This is a genomic window from Alkalibacter mobilis, assembly GCF_015594845.1.
GTDB lineage: Bacteria > Bacillota > Clostridia > Eubacteriales > Alkalibacteraceae > Alkalibacter > Alkalibacter mobilis.
On sequence record NZ_JADNRK010000040.1, the window covers coordinates 1 to 11,296 of the forward strand.

General features: G+C 40.3%; 11 protein-coding genes and 1 pseudogene. 5 read left to right on the top strand and 7 right to left on the bottom strand.

From position 1 onward, the window contains the following. Positions 1-127, bottom strand: a pseudogene (locus tag IWB18_RS12515) (methyltetrahydrofolate cobalamin methyltransferase); the annotation flags it as partial. A 421-nt stretch (positions 128-548) separates the two neighbouring features. After that, on the bottom strand, positions 549-1,940 hold the full coding sequence (gene asnS, locus IWB18_RS11815; protein WP_195683824.1) for an asparagine--tRNA ligase: 1,392 nt from the start codon (positions 1,938-1,940) through the stop codon (positions 549-551). 142 nt (positions 1,941-2,082) lie between these two features. Here asnS and IWB18_RS11820 point away from each other — a divergent pair, with 142 nt between their 5' ends. Next, on the top strand, positions 2,083-2,976 hold the full coding sequence (locus IWB18_RS11820) for a fumarylacetoacetate hydrolase family protein (protein ID WP_195683825.1): 894 nt from the start codon (positions 2,083-2,085) through the stop codon (positions 2,974-2,976). Between the two features lie 36 nt (positions 2,977-3,012). Here IWB18_RS11820 and rsmA read toward each other — a convergent pair whose 3' ends face one another. The 5 genes from rsmA to IWB18_RS11845 are packed head-to-tail and all read right to left on the bottom strand — an operon-like array spanning position 3,013 to position 6,825. After that, a complete protein-coding gene (gene rsmA, locus IWB18_RS11825; RefSeq protein WP_195683826.1) occupies positions 3,013-3,873 on the bottom strand; it encodes a 16S rRNA (adenine(1518)-N(6)/adenine(1519)-N(6))-dimethyltransferase RsmA in 861 nt (286 codons plus the stop codon). 4 nt (positions 3,874-3,877) lie between these two features. Continuing rightward, positions 3,878-4,429 (bottom strand): ribonuclease M5, encoded by a 552-nt coding sequence (rnmV, locus tag IWB18_RS11830; RefSeq protein ID WP_207740833.1) that lies wholly within the window; start codon positions 4,427-4,429, stop codon positions 3,878-3,880. Beyond that, a complete protein-coding gene (locus tag IWB18_RS11835) occupies positions 4,430-4,984 on the bottom strand; it encodes a manganese efflux pump MntP (RefSeq protein ID WP_195683827.1) in 555 nt (184 codons plus the stop codon). A 4-nt stretch (positions 4,985-4,988) separates the two neighbouring features. After that, the gene (locus IWB18_RS11840) at positions 4,989-6,188 is read right to left on the bottom strand and encodes a CCA tRNA nucleotidyltransferase (RefSeq protein ID WP_195683828.1); all 1,200 of its coding nucleotides are present in this window, start codon (positions 6,186-6,188) and stop codon (positions 4,989-4,991) included. Between the two features lie 10 nt (positions 6,189-6,198). After that, positions 6,199-6,825 (bottom strand): HAD-IA family hydrolase, encoded by a 627-nt coding sequence (locus IWB18_RS11845; protein WP_195683829.1) that lies wholly within the window; start codon positions 6,823-6,825, stop codon positions 6,199-6,201. A 147-nt stretch (positions 6,826-6,972) separates the two neighbouring features. Here IWB18_RS11845 and hisZ point away from each other — a divergent pair, with 147 nt between their 5' ends. The 4 genes from hisZ to hisC are packed head-to-tail and all read left to right on the top strand — an operon-like array spanning position 6,973 to position 11,184. Then, complete coding sequence (gene hisZ, locus IWB18_RS11850) at positions 6,973-8,205, top strand: ATP phosphoribosyltransferase regulatory subunit (protein ID WP_195683830.1); 1,233 nt, start codon at positions 6,973-6,975, stop codon at positions 8,203-8,205. Then, a complete protein-coding gene (gene hisG, locus IWB18_RS11855; RefSeq protein WP_195683831.1) occupies positions 8,202-8,840 on the top strand; it encodes an ATP phosphoribosyltransferase in 639 nt (212 codons plus the stop codon). The genes hisZ and hisG overlap by 4 nt, the downstream gene beginning before the upstream one ends. Next, the gene (hisD, locus tag IWB18_RS11860) at positions 8,841-10,130 is read left to right on the top strand and encodes a histidinol dehydrogenase (protein WP_195683832.1); all 1,290 of its coding nucleotides are present in this window, start codon (positions 8,841-8,843) and stop codon (positions 10,128-10,130) included. Next, positions 10,123-11,184, top strand: coding sequence for a histidinol-phosphate transaminase (hisC, locus tag IWB18_RS11865; RefSeq protein WP_195683833.1), 1,062 nt, complete (start codon positions 10,123-10,125; stop codon positions 11,182-11,184). The genes hisD and hisC overlap by 8 nt, the downstream gene beginning before the upstream one ends. Positions 11,185-11,296 lie beyond the last annotated feature (112 nt).

Consider the following 11,296-nt stretch of genomic DNA (forward strand, 5'->3'; position numbering starts at 1 on the left):
CAATAAAAGTTGCTCCCGCTTCTGTTTGGATCTTTGCAAGATTTCTGATGAAATCAGCATCCTTCGCTGCAATGGCCTTCGCTACTGAAGGTATGGATCCGTTGATTTTTTCTCCGATAATGATCATATTTGTTACCTCCTCAAATTTTTTTGTTGTCATCGATTACAGGGTCAAATAAAAGCAGCGTTCTACACTATGATTTTTAAAATTGCATAACGCTGTTTGTTTCGTATAAGTTATACAGTCATAATATTATATGTATATAAATAGTATGTCCTGCAAAATCATTTTAATTATAAAATAGGATATTGCACTTGTCAACCTCTTTATAATTATTGGTAAATCTTTTAATCATTTATATATCAGTACAGTATTTTTCCACAAAATATATTTTATACACATCTAGAATATCTGAAAAATATTTGAACAAATCATTTTCCACAGTCAATTCAATGCATAAATTTATACTCGTATAATATCAGAAGACACCCCATGAACGCATCCGATTCAATACATTATCCTGAGATGTCTCCAATATTGGATTTATTTAAAATTCTGCGCTTCCCGCCGTTCGTGGAAACGGGATCACGTCTCTTATGTTGCTCATTCCAGTTAGATACATTATCGCTCTTTCAAATCCCAAACCAAATCCGGCGTGTTTCACTCCGCCGTATTGTCTAAGCTCCAGATACCACCAATAATCTTCCTCGGAAAGACCGTTTGACAAGATCCTATCCTTTAAAACGTCATGGCGTTCCTCTCTTTGGCTGCCTCCTATTATTTCTCCGACTCCGGGCACCAGAAGATCCATGGCCGCAACGGTTTTACCGTCATCATTGAGCCTCATGTAAAATGCTTTTATTTCCTTTGGGTAATCAGTAACAAATACCGGCTTTTTAAATATCTCTTCAGTCAAATACCTTTCATGCTCGGTTTGCAGATCCAGCCCCCATTCCACTGGATATTCAAAATCTTTATCGCTTTCCTGCAAAAGCTCTATTGCTCTGGTATAAGTTATTCTTTCGAACTCAGATTTCAGAATCGAATTCAATCTTTCCATCAGCCCCTTGTCAATGAAACTGTTGAAGAATTCCATCTCCTGGGGTGCATTCTCCAAAACATAAGTTATCAGGTATTTAATCATCTCTTCAGCTAAATCCATGTCGTCGTTAAGGTCTGCAAAAGCAATTTCCGGTTCTATCATCCAAAATTCCGCTGCATGTCTGGGGGTATTTGAATTTTCTGCTCTGAAGGTAGGGCCAAATGTATATATGTCCTTGAATGCCAAGGCAAATATCTCTCCTTCCAATTGGCCGCTGACAGTGAGGTTTGCCGGTTTTTCAAAAAAATCTTTTTTAAAATCCACCTTGCCTTCATCATCCAAGGGTATAGCCTGGAGATCCATGGTGGTAACTTTAAACATTTCGCCGGCCCCTTCTGCATCACTTGCAGTTATTATAGGAGTATGTACATTGACAAATCCTTTTTCCTGAAAAAACTTGTGAACTGCATAGGACACCAGGCTTCTGACTCTGAAAACGGCGGAAAACGTATTGCTCCTGGGACGTAGATGTGCGATGGTTCTCAAATATTCCAAAGTATGCCTCTTTTTTTGAAGAGGATATTTACTGTCAGAGGATGCCTCCAAAATCACTTGTGTTGCTTTTATTTCAAAAGGTTGCTTGCTCTGGGGCGTTAACACAAATGTGCCGATGACCCTTATGGCCGTAGCAACTCCAAATTTACCGATCTCTCCAAAATTTTCGAGTTCTTCGTCGTATACTATCTGCACTCCTTTGAATGCAGTTCCATCATTCAACTCTATAAAACCGAAATGACTGGAAGCCCTGTTCGTTCTGATCCAACCTCCCACTTCCACTTCTTTATCTGCATAAATTTCCTTGTTTTCATAAAATTCTCTAATGGATGTGTGTTTCATAATTTTTCCTCCAGTATGTGTTTATTAAATTACGAATTTATTATATCATAAATAAAACGGATTATCTCTCCGATTCCGATGCGCGCTGCATCCAAAACAAAGGGCAATTATAGCAATTACTATCAAGAAATGAGGAGAATATATGAAATTAGCCAATTATAAAGTTAAAGGATCAAACGAAGCCAGATTGGGTGTCCTGACGGACATGGGCATGGTGGACTATGAAAAGTTAGGACTTACTCCTGACAATTATCCCAAGAACATGATAGAACTTATCGAAGATTTTGATCGTGTGGGCCCACTTCTTAAAATTGCACTCTCCCAGGATGATTTAATCTTCATACCGACAAATGAGATCAAAATTGAATCTCCCATACCGTATCCCAAACGCAATGTCTTTTGTCTTGGAAAAAATTATCTCGACCATGCCGAAGAGATAAAGTCCATACCGGGAGCATCTTCCCAGGTTCCAACCAATCCTATTTACTTCACAAAAGTAGCTTATCCAACCATCGGCAACGAGGACGAAATACTGAATTTTAAAAATATTACTGACAGCCTTGACTATGAAGTCGAACTTGCGGTGATCATCGGTAAAAAAGGCACCAACATCCCCCCGGACAAAGCCAGGGAACATATTTTCGGATACACCATAGGCAACGATATATCCGTTAGAAACATTCAAATGAAGCACACACAGTGGTTCAAGGGAAAAAGCTTTGATACCTGCTGTCCGCTGGGGCCGGTCATAACGACAGCCGATGAGATATCCTACCCTCCGGATCTAAGGATCCTTTCAAGAGTGAACGGAGAAATTAGACAAGATTCAAGAACTTCCATGCTTATATTTGACTTGGATTATATTATTTCGGATCTTTCCAACGGAATCACCCTTTACCCGGGAGATATTATCTTGACAGGCACACCTGCCGGGGTGGGATTTGGTTTCGATCCTCCAAAAACTTTAAAACCCGGAGACGAGATCGAATGTGAAATAGAAGGGATAGGAACACTGGTAAACTACATAGAGCGTTGATGCAAAATACCGCCCGGACATGGGCGGTATTTTTGTTTAAACTGTTATATTTATATAGGCTTTTGCCAACCTGCTAAAGTCGTCAAAATCCAAGGTCTCGGCTCTTCGGTTTTCTTGTATTTCTGAAACTTCAAGAATTTCCTTCACCTTGTCTTTTCCAATGGGAAGATTATTTGAAAGTGAATTCAAGAGGGTTTTTCTTCTGTTTGCAAATGCTGCCTTTACCACGGAAAAAAACACCTTTTTTTCCAACGGTTCCATCATTTCCTCTTTGCGGACTTTCATGTTTATCACTGCCGAATCCACTTTTGGTCTGGGAAAAAAGACCGTTGATGGAACGACGAATGCCAATGTTGGATCTGTATAATATCCGCATGCCACTGTCAAAGCCCCGTAATCCTTTCCTCCGGGTTTTGCGGTTATCCGCTCTGCCACTTCCTTTTGGATCATTACGGTAATACTTTCAATTGGCAAATTTTTTTCCAACAATCCCATTATTATGGGCGTTGTGATGTAATAAGGCAGGTTTGCCACTACCTTGAAGCTCTTGACGCCCAGTTTTTCGATTTCGTTTTTTATGTCCAGCTTCATTATGTCCTCGTTCAACAAAATCAAATTTGTTTTGTCGGACAGGTTTTCCTTCAGTATGGGTATTAGCATCCTGTCGATCTCTACAGCTATTACTGATTTTGCCCTGTCGCAAAGAGGTCTGGTCATGGTCCCGATTCCCGGTCCGATTTCCAAAACCGTGTCTTCTTTGGTTATTTCCCCCGAATCGATTATCTTATTCACTATGTTTTCATCCGTCAAAAAATTTTGGCCAAACCTTTTATTCATGGTAAATCCATGTCTTTTTAGTATTTCCTCTATAGTTCTGGGTGATGTAAGTCTTTCCATTCTATCAACTCTCTTTCTTCAGGTCTTCCATGGCATCTTCCAGTTCTCTTAAACTAATTCCGAATGAGTTGATCCTGTTCAAGAATTGTTTTCCGTTTACGGGCCCTATGCCCAACCTGTCTCCAACTATCTGTCTCCGCTCTTTGGATCCCTCTCCAAAAAGAAGTCCCAAATGCATGATGCTCTCCATTGTATGTTCTGCTTTAGCTGCAGTTGCCGTCACTTTTACGTTGTCGATAGCTTCTCGGATCGCTTGAGGCGATGCATTTTCAACTCCCACGTTGCCATTTTTTGTTCCCTCTTTTTTGGGGATGAATGCATTTTTGCATCCTGGTACCCTTTCGTTTATCATTCTTCTGATTTTTTCTCCGGCATAATCGGGATCCGTAAGAATGATAACACCCGTGGTATTGACGGCCTTTTCAATTATGTTGAAAGTTTTTTCTTCCAAACCCAGTCCGCTGGTCTGTATCACCTGGGCCTCCACTGCATTTTTTACTGCGGAAATATCGTCTTTTCCCTCTACAACAATTAATTCTTTAATATTATTTTTCAATTATTTGATTAGTCCTTCCAATAAAATCTTAGCTCCTATGAGGATCAGCACGGTTCCTCCAAATATTTCAGAACCGACTTGAAACTTGTGTCCCAGGCTATGTCCAAATCTCGCACCCAGGAAAGAGATCACTGCGGTAGTCGATCCTATGACTGCAGTTACAAAAATAATATTTACATTCAACAATGCAAAACCTACTCCGCTGACCATGGCATCTATGCTGGTTGCAACTGCCAGAGTAAAAAGATATTTGTTTGTCAGAGCTTCCCTGCTGCATTTCTCATCTTCCCTGGCTTCCAAAATCATTTTTATTCCAAGGATGCCCAAGAGAAAAAATGCTATCCAATGGCTGATAAAATGGATCTTGTCTGCAAACCCGTGAGCTAAAAAATACCCTATAAAAGGCATCAATCCCTGAAAAAAACCAAAGTACAACGCTATCTTTACTTGTAAGTCAAATGTTTGTGCTTTATTTGAAATCCCACATGATGCCGCCACTGCAAATGCATCCATGGATAGAGCAACCGCCGTGCTCATTAATACGAAACCAGTCATTTTTTCATTCCTTGTCTATTATTTCTTTTTCGACCATGCTCATTAATATCCTTTTTTTGTTTATCTCGGGATCGTACATGGCTCTATGCAAAAGATCGTTGAGTACCTCGCCGATCTTTCTGCCTTTTAATCCCAAGGATTTTAAATCGTCTCCTGAAATCTCAAGATCCGTCACTTTTCTGGGCATCTTGTTTTCCAAGGCCCGATCGATGTGTTCATCCCATGAGGGAAATCTTCCCAGTACCCTGTCCAGATCTTTAAACAAATATAATTTTGAATCTGAATACTTGGATAATTTTGATAAAAACTCCTCAGTAGAAGTTATTTTTTCATATTCCCACATATCCATGCAATGCTCAATTACTTTTCGCTGATATTTAAGGGACTTCAGCGCATGAAATATTTTGTCCCCGTCCCCAATTGGTCTTAGCATCAGGTAAACTCTTAAAGACAGCTCTTTGGGAGCTATCTCGATGTCCGTGGTATAATCCTCCCAATTTTCCATGTCCGGATACGTGTATTCTCTTAAACCGGGTACGATGTTGTCCATCAAATGGAGCCTGAACAACAATTCCACGCCTCTCTTTGCATTCTCGCACAAGAGGATCCTGTCGAGTTCCGTTTTGATCCTTTCCATGCTGACGCCCTCGAGACCTGGATCGTTCATTACAGATCTTACAATCTCTTCATGGATCAGATACCCGTTCTCGCAGGCTATCCTGACGGCTCTCAACTTTCTGAGCTTGTCTTCCTTAAACCTTACCTTTGCTCTTCCGATAGTCCTTAAAAGCTTGTTTTTTAAATCTTCTATCCCATTGAAGTAGTCGTAAACGTTGAGATCCTTGTCCAAAGCTATGGCATTCATGGTGAAATCCCTTCGACTTAAATCCGACAAAAGGGAATCTGAATAAAATACCATATCCGGTCTTCTACCGTCAGAATACCTGTGTTCCAACCTGAATGTGGTTATCTCATAGTACTCTTTGTTGAACTCCACCGTTATGGTTCCAAAGTCTATACCCGTTTCGATATGCTTTTCAAATATTTCCTTTATCTCCTGAGGTTTAGCATCGGTTGTAAAGTCAAAGTCCTTGGGCTTTTTATTGGAAAGTATGTCCCTTACGGCACCACCCACAAGATATGCCTTGTACCCTTTTAATTCTATATATTCCATTAGATCGTATACATTGTCAGGTAGATTCATATTATCACCGCTAACGGATTATATCCAGAAGTTCCCCAAGGTCCTCTATCATATAATCAGGATTTTCCTTAATTAAAATTTCAGGGTAGTTGTACCCCCAAGTTACCGCCGCACAACTTACTCCTGCTTTTTTACATGCCAAAATATCGCGAGTTTCGTCTCCAACATACAGTATATCACTTTTTTGAAGTCCATATTTTCTTGCAATGGAATTTATCCTGCTTTCCTTTGTCATCAAAGGCGATGAAACGATAAAGTCAAAAAAACCGATGTCCATTTCCTTCATAAAGGCTTTGACGTTCTTTTTGGAATTTGATGTGATGATCCCCAAGCAGCCGGCTTCCATTTTTATTTCCATAAGTATCTCTTTTATATTTTTGTCAAAGGGCCTGATGTGCTCCATTTCCCTTTTAAGAAGCTTCTGGCCGTTTTTGATTATTTTTGGAAGTTTTGTCAGGGGAATTTTAGTCAGATCCAGGATTTCCATCAAGTTCAATCTCTTGAACCGGTGCAGGTCCTGTTTGCTGATTTTTGAATACTCGTATTTTTCTGCAAGTCCGTTGTATATTTTAAGAGCGGCATCCTCTGTATCTGCCAGGGTGCCGTCAAAATCAAATATCACGCATTTGTATTTCATATATTTTCCTTCTCACTCATTTAGAATATTATTATTATAATATAGTTTAAGTAAAATAACGCTTTTTTTATTGACTTTTATATTTTTAAACTATATAATTTCCCTATACTTTATCACACTAAAGTAATAAAGCGGAGGTAATGAGCCATGATAAACTATTATATAGATGGAGTAAATGATCTTCATTTTCAGGAATTGCTTGGGTACCAGCGAATAAATGACGAAATAGAGCAAGTAATGCGCCGTTTTGGTTATAAACCTATACTTACTCCAAACTTCGAGTATTATGACATGTATGCCATGGACAAGTCTCTTTCAAGGGATAAAATGTTCAAGCTCATCGATAAAAACGGAAAAGTGATGGTCCTAAGACCGGATGCCACGATCCCCATTTGCAGAATGGCCGCAAATACTTTTAAAAACCCGGAAGAAGTGCTTAAATTTTCCTATATAACAACTATTTTCAGAGAAGACAACAGCAAAACAAATTACCGGAAAGATTTCATACAGGGCGGTGTGGAGTACTTCGGCAACAGCGGTCCTGAATGCGACGGTGAAATCATTGCCGTGGCCATAACCATGCTTTTGAATCTGGGACTTGAAAAAATCCACATAGATGTTGGTCAGGCTGCATTTTTAGACGGACTTTTTGACGGTATCGATTTGACTTTTTCGGAAAAGGAACGAATAAACGAACTTATTGAAAACAAGAATCTCGGAGATTTAAAACTTTACCTCGGACAATTGAACATAACGGATGAAATTTATGAAACCATGCTCAAGATACCCATGTTGTTCGGTTCCTACGAAGATGTCATGAAAAAAGCCAGAGAGCTCTGTTTGAATGGTTCTATGGAAGCAGCTTTGGACCATGTGGAATCCGTTTATGAAATATTGTCCATTTACGGACTTGAAAATTATATCAACCTGGATTTTGGCTTTACAAATCAACTCGACTACTACAGCGGTTTGATATTCAAGGGATATGCGGAAAACTGGGGTGATTCCATCCTTTCCGGCGGCCGATACGACAACTTGTCCAAAACATTTGGTGTCGACAGGCCAGCAACGGGATTTGGTATAAATATCAGCCTGCTCATGGAAATCATAGGCAGGGAGGAAAATAGTCAGGATTATTTCGACGTACTTATACGATACGAGAATTCCATGCTTTCGGATGCCTTGTCCACTGCATCTCTTCTGAGGGATCTTGAGTTCAGTACGGACATCATCGACAACAAGTACATTTATTCGGAGGAAAATTACAGGTTTGTATTGATGGTGGAGAAAAATGGAATCTTTATATCTGACAAAGACGACAAGATACCAACGAGCATCGAGAAATTCATGGATATACTTAAAGGAGATATTAGCCTATGAAAGATCTCAATATAGCCCTTGCAAAAGGTAGGGTGGCAAACGCCGCCATAAAGCTGTTGATCGACTGCGGATGCGAGTTCGACGATTACAGCAAAGAGAGCCGAAAGCTCATTTTTCACGACAAGAAGAACAATATAAAGGTCACCCTCGTCAAGTCTCCGGACGTGCCGGTCTACGTGGAAAAAGGCGCTGCAGATGCAGGTATAGTAGGTAAAGACATTCTACTGGAAGAAAAAGCCGATGTCTACGAACTCGTAAATCTGAATATCGGAAAATGTGACATGTGCATAGCGGGATTCGCAGATAAAATTCCCGACTACAGCAAAAAAATCACTGTAGGTACCAAGTATCCCAACATAACCAGGGATCTTTTCAATAAAAGAGGAGTCTTGACGGATATAATCAAACTTAACGGTTCGGTGGAACTGGCACCTATAATCGGTCTATCCGACATCATCGTGGATATTGTCGAAAGCGGTAAGACCCTTGAAGAAAACGGCCTCGTCGTCCACGAAAAGTTTCTTCCCATAAGTGCCAGACTGATAACCAACAAGGTAAGCCTTAAAACCAAATTCGATGAAATTCAATGGGTGATCGATTCTTTGGAATCACTCGTAGAAAAGGACGGTATTTAAATGAAAACCATCAGAATGACGATAGATGAAATCAATCAGAAAAACATCGATCGGCTCTTGAATAGAACTGACAACGACGTTTCAGAAGTTGAATCTTCAGTTTCTGAAATAATATCAAGAGTTCGTTCCCACGGAGATGCGGCTCTTTACGATTACACAGAAATGTTTGACGGTGTCAAGCTGGATTCCCTCAAGGTCAGCGCTCAAGAAATCGATGAAGGTTACTTGAAAGTCTCTGCCGAATTTATAGAAACGTTGAAAGAAGCAAAAAATAATATAGAAACCTATCATAAAGAACAGATTTCCAATACCTGGATAAAAGATTTTTCTCAAGGAATAAAACTGGGACAACTGGTTACTCCCATAGACAGGGTGGGTCTTTACGTTCCCGGAGGCAAAGGTGGTTATCCTTCTACAGTTCTAATGGACGCTGTCCCTGCCAAGGTGGCAGGAGTAAAATCCATAGCCCTGATAACTCCTCCCGGAAAAGACGGAAAGATCGATCCATACATATTGGCAGCTGCGAAGATAGCTGGTATCGACGAAATTTACAGGATCGGTGGAGCCCATGGAATCGCGGCCCTTGCCTACGGAACTGACACCATACCAGCAGTAAACAAAATCGTAGGTCCCGGAAACATTTATGTGGCGACCGCTAAAAAACAGGTGTTTGGAAAAGTTGACATCGACATGATAGCAGGTCCAAGTGAAATATGCATCATAGCTTCTCCCGATTCAAATCCCGATTTCATAGCCGCCGACTTGCTTAGCCAGGCCGAACACGATGAGATGGCCTCTTCCATGCTGATAACCTGGAGCGAAGATCTTGCAGAGAAAGTAACAAGGTCGGTATTTGCTCAGATGGCAAAACTGTCTCGCAGAGAGATAATGGAAAAATCAATCAGAGACAACGGTAAAATTTTTATAGTGTCCGATCTTGACCAAGCCATAAGCCTCTCCAACATGATAGCACCTGAACACTTGGAAGTGATGATTCCCGATCCGGAATCAGCCCTTAACAAGATCACCAATGCGGGCGCAGTATTTTTGGGATCCTACACTCCAGAACCCATAGGAGATTATTTTGCAGGTCCAAACCACACACTGCCCACCTCGGGAACGGCAAAGTTTTCTTCCCCTTTGGGCGTCTACGACTTTGTAAAAAGAAGCAGCATTTTGTACTATGACAAAAAAAACCTGGAAAAAGTTTATAAAAAAGTTGCAGATTTTGCGGAAAGAGAAGGATTTTCATCTCATGCAAATGCAGTTAGGAGAAGATTTGATGATTGAAAACATGATGCGAGAACATTTGAAGGAATTTACCAATTACATAGTACCGGACAATGATTACAAATACGTTCTTAATGCCAATGAGAGCCCTTTCAGCCTTTTCGACATTCCGGTATTGAAAGATATTCTTCTGGAAAAAATAAAAAACTACAACAGCAATCTTTATCCTGAAGGGACCAGCAGGGTCTTGAGAAACAGCATATCAAATTATACGGGTGTTCCGGCCGATTCCATCATCTGCGGAAACGGTTCCGACGAATTGATACCCATGATATTCAATTGTTTCCTGAATCCCGGAGAGGCGGTAGTGTCCCACTATCCTTCTTTCGACATGTACAAAGTCGGTACCCAAATAGCCCGGGGAAGGTTTTTCCCAATCAATGATCTGGCCGATCACTCCATAGACGTTGACTCAATGATCAAAACTGCAAATGAGCAAAGTGCAAAAATCATATTCGTCTGTGTTCCAAACAATCCCACCGGATACTTTCTGGAAAAATCACAAGTGGAGAGGATCATAAACGAAACCAACTCCATTGTAGTCCTGGATGAAGCTTACGTTGATTTTTCTAAATACAATTGTCTCGATCTGATCGAAAAGCACGAGCGTCTCATCATACTGCGAACACTTTCAAAAGCTTTGGGGATGGCAGGCCTGAGGGTGGGGTATGCTTTGGGCCAACAGAAGATGATCGATATCCTCAACAAGGTGAAACAACCCTACAATCTGAATTCCTTGTCCCAATTGATCGCATCCACGGCTCTGGATAATTTCGACCTGCTTAAGGACAACATATCCCTGATAGCCTCGGAAAGGGATTACATGATGTCTGAACTTAAGAAAATTCCAAACATACAGGTGTTCGACAGTCAAGCTAACTTTATACTTATCAGAGTCCCTGATGGAGAAAAAACAAACAAGGCCCTTCTTGAAGAAAGCATATTCTTGAAGTATTACGGTCAAAAACCTTCTTTGGAAAATTGTTTCCGTATAACTGTAAGTACCCGCAAAATCAATGATCTTGTATTAAGTACCTTGAAAGCAATCTGGTAATATGTCAATCGATAAATAATAAGAAACTTCGACAGAATCAATAAAAAAGTGCATGACAAATAGACCTTGAGATTTGAAAGAAAAAATCAAGGCAAAGTTGAAGTTATGAGTT

Excerpts from the sequence above, each read along its gene's own strand:
- IWB18_RS11840 (WP_195683828.1), bottom strand. The coding sequence starts at position 6,188 with ATGAATCTACCTGACAATGTATACGATCTAATGGAATATATAGAATTA.
- IWB18_RS11845 (WP_195683829.1), bottom strand. The coding sequence starts at position 6,825 with ATGAAATACAAATGCGTGATATTTGATTTTGACGGCACCCTGGCAGAT.
- rsmA (WP_195683826.1), bottom strand. The coding sequence starts at position 3,873 with ATGGAAAGACTTACATCACCCAGAACTATAGAGGAAATACTAAAAAGA.
- hisG (WP_195683831.1), top strand. The coding sequence starts at position 8,202 with ATGAAAGATCTCAATATAGCCCTTGCAAAAGGTAGGGTGGCAAACGCC.
- asnS (WP_195683824.1), bottom strand. The coding sequence starts at position 1,940 with ATGAAACACACATCCATTAGAGAATTTTATGAAAACAAGGAAATTTAT.
- IWB18_RS11820 (WP_195683825.1), top strand. The coding sequence starts at position 2,083 with ATGAAATTAGCCAATTATAAAGTTAAAGGATCAAACGAAGCCAGATTG.
- hisZ (WP_195683830.1), top strand. The coding sequence starts at position 6,973 with ATGATAAACTATTATATAGATGGAGTAAATGATCTTCATTTTCAGGAA.
- IWB18_RS11835 (WP_195683827.1), bottom strand. The coding sequence starts at position 4,984 with ATGACTGGTTTCGTATTAATGAGCACGGCGGTTGCTCTATCCATGGAT.
- hisD (WP_195683832.1), top strand. The coding sequence starts at position 8,841 with ATGAAAACCATCAGAATGACGATAGATGAAATCAATCAGAAAAACATC.
- hisC (WP_195683833.1), top strand. The coding sequence starts at position 10,123 with ATGATTGAAAACATGATGCGAGAACATTTGAAGGAATTTACCAATTAC.